The 24,607-nt window shown below is 52.3% G+C and carries 24 protein-coding genes; 7 read left to right on the forward strand and 17 right to left on the reverse strand.

Going from position 1 to position 24,607, the window contains the following annotated elements:
- From FDX03_RS22900 to sdhC, 6 genes are all read right to left on the reverse strand, one after another.
- Nucleotides 1-591, reverse strand: a 591-nt coding sequence (locus FDX03_RS22900) for a biotin/lipoyl-containing protein (RefSeq protein ID WP_249356959.1), incomplete at its 3' end; no start/stop codon positions are given.
- A gap of 14 nt (nucleotides 592-605) precedes the next feature.
- Nucleotides 606-3,407: a 2-oxoglutarate dehydrogenase E1 component gene (sucA, locus tag FDX03_RS00680; protein WP_048212254.1), complete on the reverse strand. Its 2,802-nt coding sequence runs from the start codon at nucleotides 3,405-3,407 to the stop codon at nucleotides 606-608.
- Nucleotides 3,408-3,771: 364 nt separating this feature from the next.
- The gene (gene sdhB, locus FDX03_RS00685) at nucleotides 3,772-4,488 is read right to left on the reverse strand and encodes a succinate dehydrogenase iron-sulfur subunit SdhB (protein ID WP_032948848.1); all 717 of its coding nucleotides are present in this window, start codon (nucleotides 4,486-4,488) and stop codon (nucleotides 3,772-3,774) included.
- 15 nt (nucleotides 4,489-4,503) lie between these two features.
- Nucleotides 4,504-6,270 carry a succinate dehydrogenase flavoprotein subunit gene (sdhA, locus tag FDX03_RS00690; RefSeq protein ID WP_137345342.1) on the reverse strand — a complete coding sequence of 589 codons (1,767 nt, stop codon included), beginning with the start codon at nucleotides 6,268-6,270 and terminating at the stop codon, nucleotides 4,504-4,506.
- Nucleotides 6,270-6,617, reverse strand: a complete 348-nt coding sequence (gene sdhD, locus FDX03_RS00695) for a succinate dehydrogenase membrane anchor subunit (protein WP_061067540.1) — start codon at nucleotides 6,615-6,617, stop codon at nucleotides 6,270-6,272. The genes sdhA and sdhD overlap by 1 nt, the downstream gene beginning before the upstream one ends.
- Complete coding sequence (gene sdhC, locus FDX03_RS00700; RefSeq protein WP_003831406.1) at nucleotides 6,611-7,015, reverse strand: succinate dehydrogenase cytochrome b556 subunit; 405 nt, start codon at nucleotides 7,013-7,015, stop codon at nucleotides 6,611-6,613. Before sdhC ends, sdhD begins: the two co-directional genes overlap by 7 nt.
- Before the next feature lie 697 nt (nucleotides 7,016-7,712).
- Here sdhC and FDX03_RS00705 point away from each other — a divergent pair.
- The 6 genes from FDX03_RS00705 (at nucleotide 7,713) to FDX03_RS00730 (ending at nucleotide 13,331) form a co-directional block, all read left to right on the forward strand.
- Entirely contained in the window at nucleotides 7,713-8,996 is a 1,284-nt protein-coding gene (locus tag FDX03_RS00705) for a citrate synthase (RefSeq protein WP_048212256.1), read from the forward strand.
- Nucleotides 8,997-9,214: 218 nt separating this feature from the next.
- Nucleotides 9,215-10,954 (forward strand): type VI secretion system tube protein TssD, encoded by a 1,740-nt coding sequence (gene tssD / locus FDX03_RS00710; RefSeq protein ID WP_137345343.1) that lies wholly within the window; start codon nucleotides 9,215-9,217, stop codon nucleotides 10,952-10,954.
- The gene (locus FDX03_RS00715; protein WP_016149801.1) at nucleotides 10,941-11,225 is read left to right on the forward strand and encodes a bacteriocin immunity protein; all 285 of its coding nucleotides are present in this window, start codon (nucleotides 10,941-10,943) and stop codon (nucleotides 11,223-11,225) included. Before tssD ends, FDX03_RS00715 begins: the two co-directional genes overlap by 14 nt.
- Nucleotides 11,226-11,395: 170 nt before the next feature.
- Nucleotides 11,396-11,542 carry a bacteriocin immunity protein gene (locus FDX03_RS22905; RefSeq protein ID WP_249356960.1) on the forward strand — a complete coding sequence of 49 codons (147 nt, stop codon included), beginning with the start codon at nucleotides 11,396-11,398 and terminating at the stop codon, nucleotides 11,540-11,542.
- Nucleotides 11,529-12,071 (forward strand): hypothetical protein, encoded by a 543-nt coding sequence (locus tag FDX03_RS00725; RefSeq protein ID WP_137345344.1) that lies wholly within the window; start codon nucleotides 11,529-11,531, stop codon nucleotides 12,069-12,071. The genes FDX03_RS22905 and FDX03_RS00725 overlap by 14 nt, the downstream gene beginning before the upstream one ends.
- Before the next feature lie 213 nt (nucleotides 12,072-12,284).
- The gene (locus FDX03_RS00730) at nucleotides 12,285-13,331 is read left to right on the forward strand and encodes an AbrB family transcriptional regulator (protein WP_048212257.1); all 1,047 of its coding nucleotides are present in this window, start codon (nucleotides 12,285-12,287) and stop codon (nucleotides 13,329-13,331) included.
- On the opposite strand, the gene nei is transcribed toward FDX03_RS00730, so the two are convergent.
- From nei to ybgI, 8 genes are read right to left on the reverse strand one after another with little or no spacing between them, the layout of a single operon-like run.
- On the reverse strand, nucleotides 13,328-14,119 hold the full coding sequence (nei, locus tag FDX03_RS00735) for an endonuclease VIII (RefSeq protein ID WP_061067538.1): 792 nt from the start codon (nucleotides 14,117-14,119) through the stop codon (nucleotides 13,328-13,330). The genes FDX03_RS00730 and nei overlap by 4 nt on opposite strands.
- A gap of 14 nt (nucleotides 14,120-14,133) precedes the next feature.
- Nucleotides 14,134-14,778 (reverse strand): pyroglutamyl-peptidase I, encoded by a 645-nt coding sequence (gene pcp, locus FDX03_RS00740; protein ID WP_115600763.1) that lies wholly within the window; start codon nucleotides 14,776-14,778, stop codon nucleotides 14,134-14,136.
- Between the two features lie 9 nt (nucleotides 14,779-14,787).
- Nucleotides 14,788-15,783 (reverse strand): DUF979 domain-containing protein, encoded by a 996-nt coding sequence (locus FDX03_RS00745; RefSeq protein ID WP_048212260.1) that lies wholly within the window; start codon nucleotides 15,781-15,783, stop codon nucleotides 14,788-14,790.
- Entirely contained in the window at nucleotides 15,780-16,502 is a 723-nt protein-coding gene (locus FDX03_RS00750) for a DUF969 domain-containing protein (protein WP_048212261.1), read from the reverse strand. The genes FDX03_RS00745 and FDX03_RS00750 overlap by 4 nt, the downstream gene beginning before the upstream one ends.
- A 53-nt stretch (nucleotides 16,503-16,555) precedes the next feature.
- Nucleotides 16,556-17,290 (reverse strand): 5-oxoprolinase subunit PxpA, encoded by a 735-nt coding sequence (gene pxpA, locus FDX03_RS00755; protein WP_048212262.1) that lies wholly within the window; start codon nucleotides 17,288-17,290, stop codon nucleotides 16,556-16,558.
- Nucleotides 17,280-18,212, reverse strand: coding sequence for a 5-oxoprolinase subunit PxpC (gene pxpC / locus FDX03_RS00760; RefSeq protein WP_048212263.1), 933 nt, complete (start codon nucleotides 18,210-18,212; stop codon nucleotides 17,280-17,282). Before pxpC ends, pxpA begins: the two co-directional genes overlap by 11 nt.
- Nucleotides 18,206-18,862, reverse strand: coding sequence for a 5-oxoprolinase subunit PxpB (gene pxpB, locus FDX03_RS00765; protein WP_048212264.1), 657 nt, complete (start codon nucleotides 18,860-18,862; stop codon nucleotides 18,206-18,208). Before pxpB ends, pxpC begins: the two co-directional genes overlap by 7 nt.
- Before the next feature lie 15 nt (nucleotides 18,863-18,877).
- A complete protein-coding gene (gene ybgI, locus FDX03_RS00770; protein ID WP_105242157.1) occupies nucleotides 18,878-19,621 on the reverse strand; it encodes a radiation resistance protein YbgI in 744 nt (247 codons plus the stop codon).
- 289 nt (nucleotides 19,622-19,910) lie between these two features.
- On the opposite strand from ybgI, the gene dtpD reads away from it, so the two are divergent.
- Nucleotides 19,911-21,392: a dipeptide permease DtpD gene (dtpD, locus tag FDX03_RS00775; RefSeq protein WP_137345345.1), complete on the forward strand. Its 1,482-nt coding sequence runs from the start codon at nucleotides 19,911-19,913 to the stop codon at nucleotides 21,390-21,392.
- 50 nt (nucleotides 21,393-21,442) lie between these two features.
- Here dtpD and FDX03_RS00780 read toward each other — a convergent pair whose 3' ends face one another.
- The 3 genes from FDX03_RS00780 to FDX03_RS00790 form a co-directional block, all read right to left on the reverse strand.
- The gene (locus FDX03_RS00780) at nucleotides 21,443-22,381 is read right to left on the reverse strand and encodes an Rpn family recombination-promoting nuclease/putative transposase (protein WP_137345346.1); all 939 of its coding nucleotides are present in this window, start codon (nucleotides 22,379-22,381) and stop codon (nucleotides 21,443-21,445) included.
- Nucleotides 22,382-22,541: 160 nt separating this feature from the next.
- Entirely contained in the window at nucleotides 22,542-23,960 is a 1,419-nt protein-coding gene (gene phrB / locus FDX03_RS00785) for a deoxyribodipyrimidine photo-lyase (RefSeq protein ID WP_137345347.1), read from the reverse strand.
- Nucleotides 23,961-23,978: 18 nt separating this feature from the next.
- Nucleotides 23,979-24,533, reverse strand: coding sequence for a DUF1722 domain-containing protein (locus FDX03_RS00790; protein ID WP_137345348.1), 555 nt, complete (start codon nucleotides 24,531-24,533; stop codon nucleotides 23,979-23,981).
- Nucleotides 24,534-24,607: the final 74 nt, after the last annotated feature.

A 24,607-nucleotide genomic window follows, 5' to 3' on the forward strand; every position in this document is an offset into this window, starting at 1 on the left:
CGCTTCCAGCAGACGCTCAGCTACGCGTTTGCGCAGACGGGTCATCGGAACACGTTTTTCACCACGCGCGCCCAGTTGAGCCTGTGGCGCAGGCGCAGCGGCCGGCGCTTTGGCTTCGGCTTTCGCCGCCGGAGCTTTCGCCAGATGTTTTTCAACATCTTCACGCGTGATACGACCGCCGACGCCAGTGCCGTTGATAGCGCTGGCTTCGAGGTTATGCTCACCCAGCAGGCGACGGATCGCCGGACTCAGGGCATCGTTGTTCTGCTCAGCAAGAGACGCCTGCTGGCGCTGTGCCGGAGTAGAATCTTTTTCTTCAGACTTAGCGCTGGTTTCTTTACCAGTGCTGTTGCCTTCACGCAGGCGACCAAGGATCTGGCGCGAAGTGACGGTTGTCCCTTCATCTTCCAGAACCGCATCAAGAATACCGTCCGCTGATGCCGGTACTTCCAGTACCACTTTGTCAGTTTCGATTTCTACCAGTACTTCATCACGACGTACTGCATCGCCCGGTTTTTTGTGCCAGGTTGCAACCGTTGCATCCGCTACGGATTCAGGCAGGTCGGGAACAAGAATATCTACGCTACTCATTATTTATCCTTTATTTAATCGACGTTCAGCGCGTCATTAACCAGATCTTGTTGCTGCTTCTGGTGAACGGACATATATCCTACTGCCGGAGAGGCAGAGGCCGGGCGACCTGCATAACGCAGAGCTGACCCAAATGGAATTACTTCACGGAAATGATGCTGGCTGCAGTACCATGCGCCCTGGTTGAGCGGCTCTTCCTGGCACCAGACAAAATCATGTACATGAGCAAACGGTTTCAGCGCTTCCTGCACCGCTTTATGCGGGAACGGATAGAGCTGTTCGATGCGCACAATGGCAACATCTTTTTGGCCATTCTTGCGGCGTTGCTCCAGCAGGTCGTAATAAACCTTACCAGAACACATCACGACACGCTTCACGCCTTTCGGATCAAGTTCATCGACTTCGCCAATGGCTGGCAGGAAGGTGCCATTTGCCAGTTCGTCCAGCGTAGACACTGCCAGCGGATGACGCAGCAGCGACTTCGGTGACATCACCACCAGCGGACGACGCATCCCACGCAGCGCCTGACGACGCAGCATGTGGTAGACCTGTGCCGGGGTAGACGGGACACAAACCTGCATGTTTTGCTCAGCGCAAAGTTGCAGATAACGTTCCAGACGCGCGGAGGAGTGCTCCGGACCCTGGCCTTCGTAGCCGTGCGGCAGCAGCATAACCAGACCGCACATACGGCCCCACTTCTGCTCGCCGGAAGAGATGAACTGGTCGATAACCACCTGCGCACCGTTGGCAAAGTCGCCGAACTGCGCTTCCCAGATGGTCAGCGTGCGTGGCTCTGCCGTGGCATAACCATACTCGAACGCCAGTACCGCTTCTTCAGACAGCACGGAGTCCCATACGCGGAACGTGCCCTGACCGTTATGCACATGCTGCAGCGGCGTGTAAGTTGAACCGTTCGCCTGGTTATGAATCACCGCGTGGCGGTGGAAGAAGGTTCCGCGACCGGAGTCTTCACCCGACAAACGTACCGGAATGCCTTCGTCAACCAGCGTGGCATAAGCCAGATTCTCTGCGCCACCCCAGTCGAACAGCTTCTCGCCTGCGGCCATGGCCTGACGGTCACCGTAAATTTTGGCGACGCGCGACTGCATTTCAACGGCTTCAGGCACGGTGCTGATGCGTTTTGCCAGCTCCTGCAGACGCTTCATCTCAACTTTGTTCGGGTAGTTTTCATCCCACTCGTGGTTGAGGTAAGGCGACCAGGTGAAGGAGTGCATGTTCATTGGACGCCACTCTTTCACTACGCATTCGCCAGCATCCAGTGCGTCACGATACAGATTGACCATTTCGGTCGCATCTTCCAGCGTGGCGACTTTGTCCGCTTCCAGCTTGTCAGCGTAGATTTTACGCGGGGTCGGATGCTTTTTGATTTTTTGATACATCAGCGGCTGAGTTGCGCTCGGCTCGTCGGCTTCGTTGTGGCCGTGACGGCGGTAGCACACCAGATCGATGAACACATCGCGTTTGAAGGTGTTACGGAAATCCAGCGCCAGACGCGTCACGAAAGCGACCGCTTCCGGGTCATCCGCATTAACGTGGAAAATCGGCGCCTGAACCATCTTACCGATGTCGGTGCAGTACGGGGTAGAACGCGCATCCAGCGGGTTAGACGTGGTGAAGCCCACCTGGTTGTTGATGACGATACGCACGGTACCGCCCACTTCATAACCACGCGCTTTCGACATGTTCAGGGTTTCCTGAACCACGCCCTGCCCGGTTACCGCCGCATCACCGTGAATGGTAATTGGCAGCACTTTATTGCTGCTTGGCTCGTCCAGACGATCCAGACGTGCACGCACGGAACCGATAACCACTGGGCTAACGATTTCCAGGTGCGACGGGTTAAACGCCAGCGCCAGGTGCACCAGACCGCCTTCGGTTTCGATATCCGACGAGAAGCCCATGTGGTACTTCACGTCACCGGTGCCGAGGTGTTCTTTATGTTTGCCCGCAAATTCGTCGAACAGTTCCTGCGGGCGTTTGCCCAGTACGTTAACCAGAACGTTCAGACGACCACGGTGCGCCATACCCAGCACCACTTCACGGGTACCGCTGTTACCGGCGTGGCGGATCATCTCTTTGAGCATTGGGATTAACGCATCTCCACCTTCCAGCGAGAAGCGTTTTGCGCCCGGGAACTTCGCACCCAGGTAGCGTTCCAGACCTTCCGCTGCCGTCAGTTCGCTGAGGAAGCGTTTCTTCTCTTCACTACTGAACGCGGCACGGCCAGACTCAATACGCTGTTGAAGCCAGCGTTTTTCTTCGGTGCTGGTGATGTGCATATACTCGGCGCCAATCGGGCCGCAGTAGGTTTGTTTCAGCGCGACCACCAGGTCACTCAGCTTCATCGTGTCTTTGCCGCCGGCAAAAGAACCTACGTTAAAGCTTTCCTGGAAATCCGCATCGGTCAGATCGTGGAAGGACGGATCCAGATCTGCCACATTTTCTTGCTGCCACAGTCCCAGCGGATCGAGATTCGCATGCTGATGACCGCGGAAACGGTAGGCGTTAATGAGCTGCAGGACTTTAACCTGCTTCACATTGGCATCAGGGTCGGAAATAGAAGAAGAGTAACGTGGGGTAATCAACGCCTGCCGACGGAAATAATCACGTGTTTTTGAGTGGAGTTGATCCGGTTTGACTCCGGTACCAGGTAACTGCTGGAACGTCGAACGCCAGTTAGCATCTACCGAGTCAGGGTCGGTTAAGAAGTCTTCATAGAGCTGTTCTATCCAGCTCTGGTTAGAACCAGAGAGGTAAGAAGAGTCCAACCAGGCTTTCAAAGCGCTGTTCTGCATCGTGATCCCTTAAGCATCTTTTCTGCTTATTTAATACTCTAAATAGATCACGTTTCAGGAAGGCGGCAAGCTTGCGAATCCCTGGGAGCTTACATCCAGTAAGTGACCGGGGTGAGCAAGCGCAGCCAACGCACATGCAACGTGATCTATGACGAGTATTTCGCCGTGGATACTACCACGCACACCGATGTGCGTGCCGGGGTTCACTTGTTGCGGACTGTCGTGTTTTCTGCGTCCGCTAAGGAACCTTTAAAAACTGTCTAATAATCGTCGCTGTTCAGGCTACGATTATTGCTATCAATGTGGCAGTTTTTAGAGGTTTCCTGCACTACCGGGGAATCACTTCCCCGGCAACAACAACTATTTATGCACTACGTTTGAGCAGCATCGACTTAATATGGCCGATGGCGCGCGTCGGGTTCAGCCCTTTAGGACATACGCTGACGCAGTTCATGATGCTATGGCAGCGGAATACGCTGAAAGCGTCACTTAAACCTTCCAGGCGGCTGTCGGTCTCGGTATCGCGGCTATCAATTAAGAAGCGATACGCGGCCAGCAGGCCTGCCGGGCCAATAAACTTGTCCGGATTCCACCAGAATGACGGGCAAGACGTTGAGCAGCATGCACACAAAATACATTCATACAGCCCATCGAGCTTCTCACGCTGCTCAGGCATTTGTAAATGCTCACGAGCCGGCGGATTTTTCCCATTATTCAACAAGTAAGGTTTAATCTTCTCATACTGTGCGTAGAATTGCCCCATGTCTACCACCAAATCGCGCACAACCGGTAAGCCCGGCAGCGGGCGAATGACAATTTTCTTGCCCGGCTGATTCAGCGCAGAAATAGGTGTGATACAGGCCAGTCCATTTTTACCGTTCATGTTCAGACCGTCGGAGCCGCAGACCCCTTCACGGCATGAACGACGAAACGACAGCGATGGATCTTTTTCTTTCAGCTGCATCAACGCATCCAGCAGCATCATGTCGCGCCCTTCTTCCGCCTCCAGGGTGTAATCCTGCATGTGCGGAGCGTCGTCAACATCCGGGTTATAGCGATAAACTGAAAACTCGAGTTTCATTGTCCTGTCTCCGCATTAATAAGTACGAATCTTCGGCGGGAATGCCGAGCGCAGCTTCGGTTCCATATTGACCTGACGTCGTGTCATGGATTCCGATTCTGGCAGGTACAGGGAATGGCACAGCCAGTTTTCATCATCACGTTCCGGGAAGTCGAAGCGGCTATGCGCGCCACGGCTTTCAGTACGGAAGTTTGCAGATACTGCGGTGGCGTACGCGGTCTCCATCAGGTTGTCCAGCTCCAGGCACTCAACGCGCTGGGTGTTGAACTCGCTGGAGGTATCGTCCAGACGGGCATTTTTCAGACGCTCGCGAATCGCTTTCAGCTCTTCCAGACCTTTCGCCATCGCATCGCCTTCGCGGAATACCGAGAAGTTGTGCTGCATACATTCCTGCAGCGCTTTGCGAATGGCCACCGGGTCTTCACCGTTGCGGTTACCGTTCCAGCGGTTCAGACGCGCCAGAGAAGCATCGATTTCATCTTCGGTCGCATCCAGCAGGTCACCCTGCTCGGCGATAGATTCTTGCAGATGCAGACCCACCGCACGACCAAACACCACCAGGTCCAGCAGCGAGTTGCCGCCCAGGCGGTTGGCGCCGTGAACGGATACGCAGGCAATTTCACCTACTGCGAACAGCCCAGGGATCACCACATCTTCGCCCTGCTCGTTTACGGTCAACGCCTGGCCGGTGACTTTGGTCGGAATACCGCCCATCATATAGTGGCAGGTTGGGATAACCGGGATCGGCTCTTTCACCGGATCAACGTGAGCGAAGGTGCGAGACAGTTCGAGAATGCCCGGCAGACGGGATTCCAGTACTTCTTTACCCAGGTGGTCGAGTTTCAGCTTGGCGTGCGGACCCCATGGGCCGTCGCAACCGCGACCTTCACGGATTTCGATCATGATGGAACGCGCCACCACGTCACGACCCGCCAGGTCTTTCGCGTTCGGCGCATAACGCTCCATAAAGCGCTCGCCGTGTTTGTTCAGCAGGTAGCCACCTTCACCACGGCAACCCTCTGTTACCAGAACACCCGCACCGGCGATACCGGTTGGGTGGAACTGCCACATTTCCATATCCTGCACCGGCACACCAGCGCGGATAGCCATACCCACGCCGTCACCGGTGTTGATGTGGGCATTAGTAGTGGACTGATAAATACGGCCAGCACCGCCGGTCGCCAGCACGGTGGCGCGGGCTTTGAAGTAAACCACTTCACCGGTTTCTATACACAGCGCGGTACAACCGACAATCGCGCCATCAGCATTTTTTACCAGATCCAGCGCATACCACTCGGAGAAGATGGTGGTGTGGTTTTTCAGGTTCTGCTGGTACAGCGTGTGCAACAGCGCATGACCGGTACGGTCTGCCGCCGCTGCGGTACGTGCCGCCTGCTCACCGCCGAAGTTCTTCGACTGGCCGCCAAACGGACGTTGATAAATGGTGCCATTATCGAGGCGAGAGAACGGCAGCCCCATGTGATCCAGCTCCAGAATCGCTTCCGGACCGGTTTTACACATATATTCAATAGCGTCCTGGTCACCAATGTAGTCCGACCCTTTGACAGTGTCGTACATGTGCCATTCCCAGTTATCTTCATGGGTATTACCGAGCGCCACGGTGATGCCACCCTGCGCAGATACGGTATGGGAACGGGTTGGGAACACTTTGGAGAGCAGTGCACAGGTCTGACCGCTCTGGGAAATTTGCAGCGCCGCGCGCATACCTGCGCCGCCGGCACCAATCACAACAGCATCAAATTCTCTGACTGGCAGTTTCATTACACACCCCACACCACAACAAATCCATAAATGACGTAAACCACCAGCGCAACGACGATAGCCAGTTGCAGAATCAGGCGCACAGCCAGAGGTTTAACGTAGTCGGTCAACACCTGCCACATGCCGATCCAGGCATGGATCAAGATGGAGAAAAGTGCCAGCAGGGTGAAGACTTTGGTGAATGCCGATGAGAAGAAACCGGTCCAGATTTCAAACGTCAGCTCGCCGCTGGTGGCGAAGAAGCCGACCATATAGATGATGTATAACGTCAGAACGATAGCGGTAGCACGAACCAGAATGAAGTCATGTACGCCATTGCGTCCTAATGCGGAGGCGTTGCTTACCATACGAGGACTCCTGCGAGAAGTGAAAGCACGACAATAATAACGAAACAAATTTTGGCGGAGCGTGTCCCTGCTTCGAGGGTTTCTTCGATATAGCCAAAATCCATTAACAGATGGCGAATGCCCATAACGGCGTGATAGGCCAGCGCAATCAGGATCCCCCACAGAATTAACTCCACAAAGAAGTTATTCATAATGGATGACGCGGTGAGGAAACCTTCAGGGGAGGAAAGGCTGGTACCCAATAACCACAACAGAATCCCGACCGCCACGAAGGTGATCACTCCGGATACGCGATGGAGAATGGACGCTATCGCCGTGATTGGGAACCGGATCGTTTGTAGATCCAGATTGACAGGTCTTTGTTTTTTCACATTTCTTATCATGAATAACGCCCACATGCTGTTCTTATTATTCCCTTTGGACTTCGGGTACAGAAGATGAAGACACCTGTAGCCTGAAAGACGACGGGATTTCCTTCCTCCGGTCTGCGTGCGGGTCAGACAGCGTCCTTACTATAACTACGCGTCATATAAAACACTGCTTCCAGATGCTAAAACGACACGTTACAACGCTGGTTGGCTCGGGATTGCAGGGTATTCCGGAGACCTGGCGGCAGTATAGGACGTTCACAAAATCATTACAATTAACCTACATATAGTTTGTCGGGTTTTATCCCGAACAGTGACATAGGTCACGATAACAACATTATTTTAATTTTTAATCATCTGATTTGACAATCATTAAACAAAGTTGTTACAAACGACACCAGAAAAAGCATATAATGCGTAAAAGTTATGGGGTCACTCTTTCACCGGAGATTTAGTTATGCAACAGTGTGGAAGTATTGACCAATACCGTCAGGACAGTTATTAGTGATAGACAGGTTTAATAATTCGGATTGCTAAGTTCTTGATTTGCAGTTTATTCGCCATGAAAAGACCGTTTTACCTGCAAGCGCCCATAGCTCTGTACCCAGGTCATCCCCTCTTTCGCAGAGCGGCGAGCCAAATAACAAACTGGTAACGGTTCATTGATGTACGAAGGCAAATGTGAGTTCCGGCAGTCTTAAGCAATAAGGCGCTAAGGAGACCGTAAATGGCTGATACTAAAGCAAAAATCACTCTAAATGGTGACGCTGCTATTGAACTGGATGTGCTGAAAGGTACGCTCGGTCAAGATGTTATTGATATTCGTAGTCTCGGTTCAAAAGGGATGTTCACTTTTGACCCAGGTTTCACCTCTACCGCATCCTGCGAATCCAAAATTACGTTCATCGATGGTGACGAAGGTATTTTGCTGCATCGCGGCTTCCCGATTGACCAGTTGGCGACCGAGTCCAACTATCTGGAAGTGTGTTATATCCTGCTATACGGTGAAAAACCGTCACAGGAAGAGTACGACGAGTTCAAAACCACGGTCACTCGCCATACCATGATCCACGAGCAGATCACTCGTCTGTTCCACGGTTTCCGCCGCGACTCTCACCCGATGGCCGTTATGTGCGGTGTAACCGGGGCGCTGGCTGCGTTCTACCACGATTCGCTGGATGTGAATAATCCGCGTCACCGCGAAATCGCCGCTTTCCGTCTGCTGTCCAAAATGCCGACCATGGCCGCGATGTGCTACAAATACTCCATCGGACAGCCGTTCGTATACCCGCGTAACGACCTCTCCTACGCCGGTAACTTCCTGAACATGATGTTCTCCACGCCGTGCGAAAAATACGAAGTGAATCCGATTCTGGAACGCGCCATGGACCGTATCCTGATCCTGCACGCCGACCACGAACAGAACGCCTCAACGTCTACCGTACGTACCGCGGGTTCTTCTGGCGCTAACCCGTTTGCCTGCATCGCTGCCGGTATTGCTTCCCTGTGGGGACCGGCGCACGGCGGCGCAAACGAAGCTGCGCTGAAAATGCTGGAAGAAATCAGCTCCGTTAAACACATTCCGGAATTTGTTCGCCGCGCGAAAGACAAGAATGATTCTTTCCGCCTGATGGGCTTTGGTCACCGTGTTTATAAAAACTATGACCCGCGCGCTACCGTCATGCGTGAAACCTGTCACGAAGTGCTGAAAGAGCTGGGCACCAAAGACGATCTGCTGGAAGTGGCCATGGAGCTTGAGCACATTGCGCTCAACGACCCGTACTTCATCGAGAAGAAACTCTACCCGAACGTCGACTTCTACTCCGGCATCATCCTGAAAGCGATGGGCATTCCGTCTTCTATGTTCACCGTTATCTTCGCCATGGCGCGCACCGTTGGCTGGATTGCGCACTGGAACGAAATGCACACCGATGGCATGAAGATCGCGCGTCCACGTCAGCTGTACACCGGCTACGACAAGCGTGATTTTAAGTCTGATATTAAGCGTTAATTGTTCAGGCCACCGGGTAATTCCGGTGGCTTTTTTCAGATCCTGCTCGAATTATCGCATTCATCTCATCAATATTATTTTCATCAGCTAATTCGTCCCATAATATATTTCAGACATGCGCCCCCTTTTATATAGCATTAATCGCCAATGCATTATTTGATTTTTAAATTTATTAGCTATTTAATCCGGTCTTATACCCCCCCCTTGGATTAAATGGTATGAGCGACCTTATTTACCTGAAAATTACTGGTGAACACCAAGGAAATATTTCTTCCGACTGTGGTACTTACGCATCTGTAGGAAATCGCTGGCAGGAAAACCATCCTGATGAGATTTTTGCTTTTTCACTTTCGAATGGATTAGTTAATACTGATTCTGGTATTAATGCCCAGCTACTGAACTTCACAAAATTAATTGATAAAAGCACACCATTATTGATTAATGCCATCAATAATAACGAACATTTGTTTATTGAAATTGATTTATGGCGAATAAACAGATTTGGAAAATGGGAACGCTATTATTATATTCAATTGAGAAATGCTTTGGTAAAAAGCATTCAAACATATGTGATCCTAAACAAGCTGGATACCGAAGAAATTACGGTATCGTATGACTATATTCTTTGCAAACACCTGATTGCCAACACTGAGTTTGACTACCTGGCGTTTCCTGCTGAGTACAACCGTTTGTTTATACCACCCCGCCCTCAGCCGGTCAGTACGATAAAACCCATAGTGAAACGCCCTTCTCCCCCTGCACCACACATTCCAGCAGTTACGCCGGTCTATGCCAAATCCTGTCTGAAAGAAAAAGGCTGTACAGACGCAGGGAGCCGTGAAGAATCGGCTGAAAACTTCGGACAGATGGCGGTTTTCGCACAATCTTCCGTCGATGATTGTTGCGGATATGCACAGCCCGCAGAAGCCTCGGCTGCGCTGCCTATCCTGGGTGGGCTGACGCAGGTGTGGGGCGAGTGGTCACTCGGTGGCATACTCAGCGCCGCACGAGGCGTTCCTTATATCGGCGCGTTGGCTTCCGCGCTGTATATTCCGTCTGCGGGTACGGACAGTGCACGCGTTCCCGGACGCGATGAGTTCTGGTATGAAGAAGAACTACGGAAAAAGGCGCTGGTAGGTGGCACTGCCACCACCCGGGTTCGTTTTTTCTGGGGAACCGACATTCACGGTAAGTCGCAAATATACGGCGTGCATACCGGCGAAGGTACTCCGTACGAAAACGTGCGCGTTGCGAATATGCTGTGGAATGTTGAACATCATCGCTATGAATTTACGCCTGCCCACAATGTAGACGGGCCTTTAATCACCTGGACGCCGGAAAATCCTGCGACCGGCGATTTACCCACACATACGGGTAGCAATGTTCCACCGCTTGATCAGCCAACCATCCTGGTGACACCAATCCCGGATGGCAAAAACGAATACACCACGCCACCGTTCCTTGTGCCGGATGTCGCCGATTTTAACGATTATATTCTAATTTTTCCGGCCGATTCAGGCATTCAGCCGATATATGTATACCTGAAAACAGCCCGGGACGACCCCGGTACAGCAACCGGCCACGGTGAAATTTTATCCGGAAATGGTCGTTGGCTTGAGGCCGCCAGTTCAGGGCTGGGAGCGCCGATACCTGCACAGGTGGCGGATAAGCTGCGAGGAAGAACATTTCGCAACTTTGACCATTTCAGAGAAGAATTCTGGCTTGCGGTGTCAGAATGCCCTGAGCTTATGAAGGATTTTAAACCATCTAACCAAACCCTGATAAGAATGGGGTTGGCACCATATCCTATTCCTTCAGAGCAGGTAGGCGGCAGAACGACTTTTGAACTTCATCACGTAGAAGAAATCCAGCATGGCGGAGAAGTTTTTAATATGGATAATATAAACATTACTACTCCTCGCTTACATATAGGAATACATAAAAATGCTAATAGATAATGAAAAAACCATAAGCGATTACACTGAGTCAGAGTTCATTGCTCTGCTATCTAACTTTTTTGAGAATAAACATGGGCTAAATGCCAAGGATTTTGGTAAATTTATCGATGATCTACAACTACATGTAGTTAAAGTCACCCAGCACCCACTTGGTAATGGACTGATTTTTAATACACCAGATGAGATTGAATGTTCACCCTTGGGAATATTCAAGGAAATAAAAAAATGGAGAGCATCTCATGGCTTAGAGTTATTTAAAGATTCTAAATAAGCTCTGCAAAGAAATTTATTAAAACAGTGAATATATGAATCATCTTAAGCAAAAACTCGAAGACTACACCGAAGCTGAATTCATATGAATTCTCCACAAACCCACGCTACCTGGGAAAAATAGACCGTGAATATTACATCGACTCATTAGTCGATCATTTCGATAAAATAGTGGATCATCCGGAAGGTAATGGATTGATTTTTTACCCGCCAGATGACAGAGAAGACAGCCCGCAAGGCGTCATTGATGAAATCAAAAGATGGCGTAAGTCCCAGGGACTCCCACTATTTAAGGATTCTGACAATGCCTCTGCCTGAACGAATGAGACCAGTTAAGGTCAGTAGTCGCAAGATCAAGGAACTGTCACAAAAAGCCACACAGATACTTGCAAGAATTGATAAAGGCGCAAAGGAAGAAGACTCTGCGCTAAGGAGCATGATTGATGAATGGAACAGTCAGGTCGTTTCTCCCCGAACATTTTCTGATTTCAGAGACTTTTCCTCCTGGACTAGCGCCGTAGAGTTTACTCGTATAGCGTTTACCAGAGCACAATGGTATGCCGATTTTACATGGGACGAACTGATTCAAACCATTCGTACTGTGTGCGATCCCAAGTGCAAGGAATCCGAACAAGATCATGCCCTTTCATTACTCGAGAAAAATTTTGACGGTAATCCATCCGATCTTATTTTTTGGCCGAATGAATGGTTCCAGAATCCTGATATGCTACATGTTGAGTTAACTACTGAGGAAATCGCAGGGTATTTAGTGGCCCGATCCAGTAGATATTTAGATGATGCACCAAAAATGGAGCTAAAATACTCAATTCCTCTAGCCAATTCTTAAAAAAGGTGAATCTATCTTCATTTTATCCTGCACTCGTTATGCCAACCTCTAATGTTCTTAAGGTCTGCCGTTCGATCCTGTGGCAGACCGCCAATATACCTGACTCCGTCACTGGTTAGTCCGTTTTTATTGATACTTGATATTTTTTTCAGCGGACTTTTTCTCTATGCTGTATCAACACGTTAAACGCAGCATTTAACTCAGGAGCATGGGATGCCTGTTTTACAGTGGAGCCTGTTGTTTCTGCTATCGCTCCTTCTTTCCCTGTTCTTCCTGTTGATACATCTCCCAGGCGCATTGCTGCTCGGTTCGATGATCGTCGGTATCATTTTCAGTATGCGCGGGATCTCCCTGCACCCTCCCCGCTGCACATTTCTTGCCGCGCAGGCCGTTCTCGGCTGTATGATTGCGCAAAACCTCACAGGATCTATTTTAACCACGCTTGCGGCACACTGGCCGATGGTAATTGTCATCCTGCTGGTAACCCTCATTAGCAGCGCGGTAATCGGCTGGCTGCTGGTTCGCTACAGCAATCTACCAGGGAACACCGGCGCGTGGGGTTCATCACCTGGTGGGGCAGCCGCGATGGTTGCGATGGCGCAGGATTATGGCGCTGACATCCGCCTGGTTGCCTTTATGCAGTATCTGCGGGTACTGTTGGTGGTCGGCGCTGCCGCGCTGGTAACCCGATTTGTCATGGGCGATCAGGCACAAACGGTAGGTCAGCAAATCGTCTGGTTTCCACCGCTGAGTATTAATCTGTTGAGCACCATCTTGCTGGCCGCAGTTGCCGGTATAGCCGGGCGCTTACTGCGTATTCCCTCTGGCGTCATGCTCCTGCCGATGCTGGCGGGCGCACTGCTGAACGCAGGTGGTGTGATGGTAATTGAACTGCCGGAATGGCTACTGGCGATAGCGTATATGGCCATCGGCTGGCAAATCGGCCTGGGTTTTGACAAGCAGATCTTTTTAATGGCGCTGCGCCCTTTGCCGCAGATCCTGTTGTCCATTTTTTCACTGATGGCGATCTGCGCCGCTATGGCCTGGGGTCTGGCGCATTACATGCAAATCGATTTTCTCACCGCCTATCTGGCGACCAGCCCAGGTGGCGTGGATTCCGTCGCGGTAATTGCCGCAGGCAGCCACGCCGATATGGCGCTAATCATGGCAATGCAAACCCTGCGGCTGTTCAGTATCTTATTGACCGGTCCGGCGGTGGCGCGGTTTATCTCAGCGCATGCTCCAAGACAGCCTACCTAATGCTGGCAGCCCGGACACCAGTAAAACGGTCGCGAGGAAAGTGTCGTTTTCTCGATGATCCCACCACAGCGCTCACAGGCTTCTCCGTCCCGGTGAAAAACCTTAAAGCGAAACAGCGCCCCGTGATGCTTGTTCTCATCCGCCAGCCCACGGGTGTTGTAGGACAGACGAGGAATATCAAGCAGCGCATGCGCCAGTGCATCCAACTGTTCATCGCTAATCTGTGACGCTTTATGTTGCCCGGTCAACCCCACCTGCCAGAGAATTTCTACCCGCAGATAGTTACCTAATCCCGCGAGAAATGCCTGATCCAACAACAGACCGGAAAACTGGCGATTACGAAAACGGGATGAAAGCAGACGTGCTTTAACGTCATCGGGCGTTAAACGTACATCCAGTACGTCAGGCCCAACCCGCTGCAGGAACGGATGGGTGGTAAGCTGCTCTGGCGTCAGCATCTCGATATCAGACGCGCTATACAGCAGGATAGTTTTATCCTCTGTTTGCAGCCTGACGCGCAGCACCCGCGTGGTTTGCGGAATGTTGCCGGTATCGACCACTCGCCACACGCCGTAAAGCTGATTGTGGCTGTACAGCGTCAGGCCATTGGAAAAATGGGTCAGCAAGGCTTTACCCCGCGTTTCAAGCTGGGTAACACTCTGCCCGATGAGTTGGGATTGATACGGTTTTAACTGCTCAAAAGCAAACCAGACATCCGTCAGGGGTTTGCCTTTGACTGCCGCCTCCAGGTTATCCGCCGCGCGGCGGATCTCCGGGCCTTCAGGCATAATACTGTCCTTTGTTAGTGTGTTGCACCGCCCGTCACCGCAATATCGCTGTCCACCTGCAATGCAGTGTCAATGGCAATTTCCAGCGCCCGGCGCACCGTTTCGCTCGCCATACTTGGCGCTCCGGGGTGCGCGGCGGCCTGTTGTGGCAGATAAGGAATATGGATAAAACCGCCCTTCACCGCCGGGGCGTCGCGTAGTTTATGCAGCAGGCCATACATCACGTGGTTACACACGAAAGTGCCAGCGGTCTGGGAAACCGAGGCCGGAATTCCCGCGTTGCGCATCGCCATCACCATCGCTTTGATCGGCAGCGTGCTAAACCATGCTGCCGGGCCCTCGGCGACAATCGGCACATCTACCGGTTGTTGACCTTGATTGTCCGCGATACGCGCATCGTCCACGTTGATCGCCACACGCTCAACGGTAATATCGGTACGACCTCCTGCCTGCCCCACCGCCAGCACCAACGACGGTGACAGCGCGTCAATCGCGGCATTAAGTACGGCCAGAGACTCGCCAAACACACACGGTAGCTGACGCGCAACGACGCGGCACCCGGCGATGATAGCATTGTCGAGCCCGGAGACCACTTCCCAGGAAGGGTTAACTGACTCGCCGCCAAAGGGTTCAAATCCGGTGATTAAGACTGTTTTCATCCTTCCTCCTTACAGGAACATCAGGAAATACATCAGGAACACGTTAACCAGCAACAGCAGTATCCCGGTTGGCACCTGCGCCTTAATTACCGCGTTTTTGTCCGGCAGCTCCAGTAGCGCAGCAGGGACAATGTTAAAGTTCGCCGCCATCGGTGTCATCAATGTCCCGCAATAACCGGAAAACATGCCAATAGCCGCCATCACCGCGGGATTACCACCATGCTGCAACACAAGAATTGGAATACCGATCCCGGCGGTCACAATCGGGAAAGCAGCAAATGCGTTCCCCATGACCATCGTCAACAGCGCCATACCGATGGTGTACACCGCCACGGCGATAAAGCGGCTATCTACCGCGAGGTATTCCTGGGTCAGATACGATATACCACTGCCCACCCCTGCAGCCGTAAACAGCAGCCCGAGCGTCGCCAGAATTTGCGGCAGGATGAACGCCCAGCCGATGGAGTCCAGCAGACGACGGGCTTCCTGAATGGGCTGATGGACGCGCTCATGGGTCATTTTTATCGCCATTGCCAGACCAATCAGCGAACCTGCGGTCATCGAAAAGAGCGTGACCAGTGTGGCGTGATTCCCTGGCCCAAACAGCGCATCCTGCAAGCCCGGAATATGATTAAACATCAGTACACCGATAACGGTCACCACCGGAATAGCCAGCGCCGGGAAAAACAGGCGATTACCCAGCCGACTGGCGCTTTCTTCACGCTGTTGTTGTGTACGCTGATGGTAGCTGCCCAGCTTCACGCCGCCAAACCCGGCAATCAGCGCCAGGACGACCACCGCAATGCCGACCGCAATATGTACCGTACGTTTGTCGCCAAACAGCGAGTACGTCCAGTCGCCAAGCAGGAACAGCACACCATACAGTCCCCAAAACAGCCCCGTGCTCAGACGGCGTGGGTTCGCTTTGTCCTGCCATGACATCACCGCCACAATCAACAGTACCGCACCCGCCAGCCAGTAGAGATAGCTTTGCTGAAAATTCATTGCGCTGCTCCTTTCGCTGCCGCATTGGCTTTCGCCACCTCACGCTGCAGATAGTTATCCAGACGCCACAAGCGCGTACCGTGGATCAAGAAGGCGCAAATTGCCGTTGGGATCCCCCACAAAGCAATATGCAGTGGCTCGGTCTGGATCCCACCGGACTCCAGCATAAAGTTGTGCATGAAAATGATTGCCCCAAAGGCAACGAAGATGTCTTCACCGAAAAACAGACCAACGTTGTCAGTCGCCGCAGACATTGCACGCAGGCGATAACGCACGGCCCCCGGCAATTCCCCGTGGTTTTTCTCCGCTGCCCCTTCAGCCATCGGGGCTAATAACGGACGTACCATCTGAGGATGCCCACCCAGGCTGGTCAAGCCCAGCGCGGCGGTCGCTTCACGAATAAACAGATAGACAATGAGCAGACGACCACTGGTGGCGCTGCGGATTTTCGCGATCCACGCCTGGGCACGCTCTTTCAGACCGTGACGTTCCAGCAGACCAATGACTGCCAGCGGAATCAGCAGTATAAACGGCAGGTTGCGGGTGTTGAGAAAGCCTTCACCCAGCTTTTCGAGAATAGTGGCGATTGGCATATGCGCTGCCAGCCCGGTGACGATCCCGGCAACGATAACCACCAATACCGGGTTAAAACGTAAAAGAAATCCGACCACGATGACGGCGATACCCGCCAATGGCCAGAGAGAAATAGCCTCTCCCATAATTAAATCCTTTATGTTGTTGTGTAATATCTTATTGTTTTGTATGAATAAACTTACGCGCTAATTTGAATATTGCAGGCATTAAAGGCGCTGCGCAAACGACGGGCAAAAGCGAGTGCGTGCTCACCATCCCCGTGAATGCATACCGTCTGCGCGGTTACGCTTGCCCATGTTCCACTGTGACTTTTTACTCTCCCGGACTGCACCATTTCTAACGTTTGCGCCAGCGCCTGCTCTTCGTCTTCGATCAGTGCACCTGGCTGACTACGCGGAACCAGACTACCATCAGCCTGATACCCCCGATCTGCAAAAACCTCCTGACGCGTCACCAGGCCATAATGTTCTCCGGCACGGATCAACTCACTTCCCGCCAGCCCTACCAGTATCAATGACGGATCGCAGGCATAAACCGCTCTGGCTATCGCATCGGCCAGCACAGGATCTTTTGCGGCCTGGTTATAAAGCATGCCGTGCGGTTTGACATGACGCATCACGCCGCCCTCAGCGCGCGTGATGGTCGCCAGCGCACCAATTTGATACAGCGTTTGCGCATAAACCGTTTCCACAGGCAGGGTCATGGCGCTACGACCAAAATTTTCCCGATCCGGAAAGCTCGGATGCGCGCCTATTGCCACGCCATTTTTTAGCGCTTCGCGCACGCTTAAGAGCATGGTCTGCGCATCACCGGCGTGAAACCCACAGGCAATATTGGCCGATGACACCAGTTGGAGCAGCATCGCGTCGTTCGCACAGCCTTCGCCGAGATCTGCATTCAAATCAATTTTCATCGTTAAGTCGCCATGCTAATTGTTCCAGATAGCGCTGCTGATCGTGACGCGCCTTCAACGCCTCTTCCAGCGAGCACTGAACAAAGTGAATCGGTTGTCCAAGAGGGATCTGCGCAAGGTGATACATATCCGCCTCGATGATACAGGCGATACGCGGATATCCGCCCGTGGTCTGGGCATCGTTCATCAGTACAATTGGCTGCCCGTTATGCGGGACCTGTACCACGCCTGGGAGCAAACCGTGTGACAACATCTCGCGGTCTGTCGCGCGTGTCAGTGGCTGCCCCTGCAGGCGATACCCCATACGGTTACTCTGTGGGCTCAGTCGCCACGGCGATCGCCAGAACGATGCCTGCGATGCCTCGTCAAATTCCTGATATTCAGGTCCGGGCAGCGCACGAATGTGGTTGCCCCACATCAACTGTTTTACCCCTTGTGGGCCATTGAATTGTCGTGTTGAAACGCCAATCGCCAACTTATCGCCATCACGTAACAAACGTCCTTCAAACCCGCCAATACCAACTTTCAAATCGGTACTGCGCGATCCCATAACGTCGGGAACATCAATACCGCCCGCCACCGCCAGGTAGCTGCGCATACCATGATGCGGGTGTTTTAATGCCAGGCGTTGTCCGGCTTTAACCGGCAACCGCCAACCGCTCCATACCGGAGTACGATCCAAATGCGCTTCGCATCCCGCGCCGGTCAAGGCAAACCAACCATCCGCGTCAAACTCCACCACCAGCTGACCCAACGTGACTTCCAGCGCAGCAGCATTCGCATCATTTCCTACCAGCAGATTAGCGACGTTCAATGCCGGTTTGTCCAACGCACCGCAGTGACTTATCCCTGACTGACGAAAGCCATGACGCCCCCCATCCTGTACGGAGGTGTACAGGCCAGCACGAATGATGTTTAACATACGCCCTCCTTCTGCGGGACAAAACGTACAGTATCTCCAGCCCGTAACAGGATCGGCTCCTCGCGCTGCGGATCAAAAAGCTTAACGGCGGTACGTCCTATCAGTTGCCACCCGCCGGGCGTTGCAATCGGGTAGATACCGGTTTGTGACCCGCCGATCCCCACCGCCCCTGCCGGAACAAGTAAGCGCGGTTCGGCTCGTCTTGGTGTATGCAATGGTTCCGGTAAGCTCCCAAGATAGGGAAATCCCGGCTGAAACCCTAAAAACCAGACTACATAATCAACTGACGCATGCAATTCAACGACCTGCTTGTCGCTCAAACCACTGTGCCGGGCGACTTCGGCCAGATCGGGCCCGTATTCGCCACCATAGATAACGGGGATTTCGACAAAGCGCGAATCCGGCTCCATCGCCTCGCTCTCTTCCCACCAACGTTGCAGGCGTTCAATGGCATCCAGCGCCAGCGTCTGCGGGGAATTCAGGATCACCGTGATATTGTTCATTCCCGGAATGGCTTCAAGTACATTCGGAGCATCAGCCAGACGCTGGGCCAGACGCCAGATGCGTTTCTGAGTTGCCAGCGTAATCGGCGGTTCCAGCTCCAGAACCACCGCGGTTTCACCTAACAGATAACAACGCGCTCGCTGCACTTTCGTCCCTCTTTATCAGGCTGGGTTAGGGATGTCGACGAACGTCACATCCAGATCGGTATTTTCATTCAGCCATTCGCTCAATGCACGAATACCGCCGCGTTCGGTAGCATGGTGACCGGCAGCATAGAAATGCAGTCCCTGCTCGCGGGCAGAGTGAATGGTTTGTTCAGAAACTTCCCCGGTAATAAAAGCATCAACACCAAAGCGGGCTGCGGTATCAATGAAACTTTGACCGCCCCCCGTACACCAGGCAACACGCTGAACGTTTTCAGGCCCGGTATCACCGCACCATAACGGTTTACGTCCCAGACGCGCTTCAATCCAGGATGCCAGTTCCAGCCCAGGAACCGGCATAGAGAGTTCCCCCCACGGTACCAGAGGCTCTATCTCCCCCATCACCGTGATCCCCAATAGCGCGGCCAGCTGTGCGTTATTCCCCAGTTCGGGGTGGGCATCCAACGGCAGATGCCAGCCATACAGGTTGATGTCATTTTCCAGTAGCGTTTTCAGACGCCGGCGCTTCATGCCACGAATAACCGGAGATTCGCCTTTCCAGAAATAACCATGATGAACGATGACCGCATCGGCCCCAAGGCGAACAGCCTCATCCAGTAATGCCTGGCTTGCGGTTACGCCGGTCACGATTTTTTGCACCGTTTCTTTGCCCTCAACCTGCAAACCATTCGGTGCATAGTCGCTTATGGCTGCGCTGTTCAGCTTGTCGTTAATCAGTTGTTCCAGCTCGGTGTTTTTCATCATCGTCCTCGTTGTCATAAATTCTGCCTGCCCAATCAGCAACACAGCTTCAGTTAAAATAGCGTCCTCATCTCCGTTCGTCGATAGCCATTTCGCTGACACATCAAGAAACAATCACGCGGCCTGTAAACGTAAATTGCTTACCACCATGAGATTTTATTCATGTATATTTATGCAATCAGACAGCATATTGCAAAAATAATCAGATCTGTATCAAAGTTACAACTTTAAGGAAACACACTCACACGGCACGTTCCTCCCGTCGTGAGGCATTTACTTCGAGAAAATAATGAATAAACAAGCATCTCAGCCGCGCGCGATTTATTACGTTGTCGCGCTGCAAATTTGGGAATACTTCAGTTTTTATGGCATGCGTGCACTGCTGATCCTGTATCTCACTAACCAGCTTAAGTACAACGATAATCATGCGTATGAACTGTTCAGTGCTTACTGTTCGCTGGTGTATGTCACGCCTATTCTCGGGGGATACCTGGCGGATAAAGTGCTCGGTAACCGCATGGCGGTAATGATTGGCGCATTTTTGATGGCAGTGGGACATCTGGTCCTGGGCGCCAGTGAAATGGCTCCGGCGTTTCTCTATTTATCTCTGGCCATTATTGTCTGTGGCTACGGTTTGTTTAAATCCAACATCAGTTGCCTGCTGGGTGAATTGTATAAACCAGAAGATCCGCGCCGTGACGGCGGGTTCTCTCTGCTCTATGCCGCCGGTAACATTGGTTCAATTATTGCCCCTATCGCCTGCGGCTATGTGCAGGAAGAGTACAGTTGGGCAATGGGCTTTGCGCTGGCCGCTATCGGTATGCTGGCCGGGCTGGTCATTTTCTTATGCGGGAATCGTCATTTCGCTCACACCACCGGCGTCAACAAAACCGTGCTGTGTGCCAAATCGCTCATTCTGCCGAACTGGGCCTGGCTGCTGGTTCTGCTGGTCGCCGCACCGCTTTTAATTACCGTCCTGTTCTGGAAAGAGTGGTCCGTGTACGCGCTGATTGTCGCCACCGTCATTGGTTTGGCTGTTCTGGCAAAAATTTACCGTCAGGCGCAAACGCAGAAACAGCGTAAAGAGCTGGGGCTTATCGTCACGCTGACCTTCTTCAGCTTGTTGTTCTGGGCCTTTGCACAGCAGGGTGGTAGCTCCATCAGCTTGTATATCGACCGTTTTGTTAATCGCGACGTGATGGGATATTCAGTCCCTACTGCCATGTTTCAGTCGGTAAACGCCTTCGCCGTTATGTTGTGCGGTATCGTGCTGGCCTGGGTGGTCAAAGAAAGCGTGAGTGGCAATCGTACCGTTCGTATCTGGGGTAAGTTTGCTCTCGGTCTGGGGTTAATGAGTGCGGGTTTCTGTATTCTGACCTTAAGCGCCCGTTGGTCCGCAGCTTACGGCCACTCTTCCATGCCGCTGATGGTATTGGGGCTGGCGGTCATGGGCTTTGCCGAACTGTTTATCGACCCTGTCGCCATGTCACAAATTACACGCATTGAGATCCCAGGGGTAACCGGCGTATTAACCGGCATCTATATGCTGCTTTCCGGGGCCATTGCCAACTACCTGGCGGGTGTGATTGCCGACCAGACATCACAGGGCGCGTTTGATGCTTCCGGTGCTATCAACTATTCCATCAACGCCTATATTGATGTCTTTAGCGAAATTACCTGGGGCGCGCTGGCCTGTGTGGCGTTGGTGCTGATGATTTGGCTGTACCAGTCGCTTAAGTTCAGAAACCGTCCGCTGGCGGTAGAATCCTGAGTGTAAGGGCCCGATGATGTAATACTATTCGGGCCTGTTTTTTCGGGTAATTACGCATAACTTGCAGCGAGTTCCTCTTCAGTAAGCCCCGTCACTAGTAGTACCATTGCGCGATCTATTCCCTGCTCCAGCATAGTTTGCGCTATACGTAATGCAGCTTCTCGCTTTCCTACTTCTTTGCCTTGTTGTAGCCCTTGTTGTAGCCCTTGTTGTAAACCTTCCTGTAATCCATCTAACCGTAACCGCTCCGCAATAGTCATCAGCCTCTCCTTATGTTGGGGGATCCGTTGTGCCATCTCTTGCATAAACTCATTAAAGCGAGATTCATCGCCGGATCGTAGGATGTAATTAAACATCGCCTGCAGTTGCGTGTCATTAGCGCATCCGGTAAGTAGTAGCGTGGTCAGTTGCTCTACCAGCCCCATCAAATCCCGCTGACGGATATGTTTTTGCATTAATTCCAGCAGCGCCATTCGCCTGTGAGCCATGATCTCATCATCGGGTACCACCGTTATGTCTACCAACGGAAATGCGCTGGAATAAAGCTGTCTTGCCGCCACGGGGTCGGCAAAGGCATCCAGCCAGCACAATGAGTACGGATAGGGGCTTCGGCAGCCATGATAAAACAGCATCGGTATCACCAGCGGCAGTTCCTTGTGCCCTGCGTCCAGATGGCGCTGCATCGCCGCTAGCGCATAACGCAACAGACGAAAAGCCATATGTGGCTCGGCTGAACTTTGATGCTCTATCACCACATAGACATAACCGTCACCGTTGCGTGTGTGCAAAGACCAGAGCACGTCGGAGTAGCGCGAACGTAAATCCGCTTCAATAAAGCTTTCTGACTCCAGTTGCAGCGAATTCAAATCGCAAAGCATCCGCAGTTCAGCTGGCAGGTGAATGTCGAGAAAATCTCGTGCAGTTTCGGGATGATGTAAAAACGTTTTAAACACCGCATCATGCGGGGTGGAGGTCGTTGGCGTTGTCATTAATTTCCGTCATTTTCATTCAGATGACGGAAATTTACTGCTGAGAGAAAACTTGTGCAGCAGGGTATTCACGGTACTGAGCGCACGCTTCAGCGCTAAAATCGCCCGACTGCAACATGTTCATTCTGTTGGAAGGTATTACGCAAAATCCACCATGCCTTTACCCTTTACGCGCCGCCTCATATGCCGACAGCGTCGCCAGCCTTGCCTGCTTATGATCGACAATCGGACGAGGATAGTTGAGTGTCACCTGCATTTTCTCCGCCCACGGCCACGGTTCGTGAATGGCTTTTCCCGGTACATCGCGTAATTCCGGTACCCATTGGCGGATAAAATCACCGTCACGGTCGAATTTCTCCCCCTGCGTGGTGGGGTTAAAAATACGGAAATACGGCGCAGCATCCGTTCCGGTAGAAGCAGCCCACTGCCAGCCACCATTATTCGCCGCCAGATCACCGTCGATCAGTTGTGACATAAAATACTGCTCGCCTTTTCGCCAGTCGATCAGCAGGTCTTTCACCAAAAAGCTAGCCGCGATCATGCGTAAACGATTATGCATCCACCCTGTGCCGTTAAGCTGGCGCATCGCCGCATCTACGATTGGATACCCTGTATTTCCCGTCTGCCATGCCTGAAGATGCGTCACGCTATTTTGCCATTGCACACGATCAGTCCAGCGAATAAAGGGCTGATGCCGACACAGTGCAGGATAGTACGTCAGTAGATGGCGGTAAAATTCGCGCCAGATGAGCTCGTTTAGCCAAACGCTCCCGGCGCCTCCCTCTAGCGCCTGCGGTTGCTCGACTAACAAACGGTGCAGACACTGGCGCGGTGATAACCCACCGGTGGCAAGGCTTGCCGACAACCGGCTGGTGCCTTCATTTGCCGGGAAATCACGTTGTTGCTCATATTCTGCCGCGCCCTGCTGGCAAAACTGACGTAATTGCGCGATAACCGATTTTTCTTCTACCGGGAAAAGCGCCACATCAAAATCCTGCTGTGGATAATTGAGCGTAATTGGCGTTGATGGGGGGGGAATTGCGCCGCTTTCGCGGGCTTTTGGTGCCGCAACACACTCCGGGATACTGTCTTTTAACCGCTTCAGCCAGGCATTTTTAAACGGTGTAAAGACTTTATACATCTCATGATTCCCGGTCATTACCGCGCCCGGTGCCAGGATTACGCTATCGTCAAAACCCTCACAGACCACCTGCGATAATGATTTTTCAACCTGAGCATCGCGCTGGCGTTCGTTGATTTCGTACTGATAGTTATAAAACAGTCGGCTAACGTCATGCTGTGCGCAGACATTTTTGACTATCTCTACGCTGGCTGTGAAATCCCCGACGTCATAAACCAGCAGCGGGATGCCTTTTTCTGCCAGCGCCGTTTGCAGCGCATTCAACTGCTTGCCGACAAACGCCGCCTGACGCGGTGACATATCATGCGCTTTCCACTGTGCGGGCGTGGCAATATATAACGCCAATACCCGTGCCGAACGATCCCGACATGCCGCTGCCAGCGCAAGATTGTCATGCAAACGTAAATCTCGCCGAAACCAGACCAGATGAGTGGTCATAAAACTCCCAAATAAAAATTAAGCTTTGCCGTGTAAACGCAGAATCGCAGGCCAGAGTTCAAAGTAACGTTGCCCGGACAACCAGCTGTTCGGGTGCTCCGTCATATAGTGTTGGAGGAGCATCAATGGCGCAAGCAGCGGCTGCATCTCACGTCGATAGTTATCGATTATTGAGGTCAGTTCCTGACGTTGACGAAGATTGAGCTGGTTACGGAAATAGCCCTGCACATGCATCAGGACATTGGTATGGTTGCGTCGGGTCGCGTTATTAAACAACAGATGAATCAACCGTAAACGGTACTCCGTATAAAAAGCATCGAGGCTTGCCCATTCGTGGATTGCGGCAACAAAAGGGCCGAGCTCACGATACTCCGGTTGGGAGTGTGCCAGTAACACCAGCTTGTAACGGGTGTGAAAATCAATCAATGCGCCACGTGATAATCCGCTCTGGCGCAGTCGGTGCAATTCATGCAAGGCATAAATACGTACCAGCGTATTCTCGTCAAACAGAAATTTATCGTTCGCTTCTGTGGTCAGACAGGCGCGGACACCAACAGGAACTCTCTTGCTCATCGCCACTCCTTATCCGTTACACAGGTAAGTGTAGACTGCGACGTATAAAAAAACCGCCACATTGCTGTTGGCGG

This window comes from Citrobacter sp. wls827 (genome assembly GCF_005280875.1).
GTDB classification, from domain to species: Bacteria; Pseudomonadota; Gammaproteobacteria; order Enterobacterales; family Enterobacteriaceae; genus Citrobacter; species Citrobacter youngae.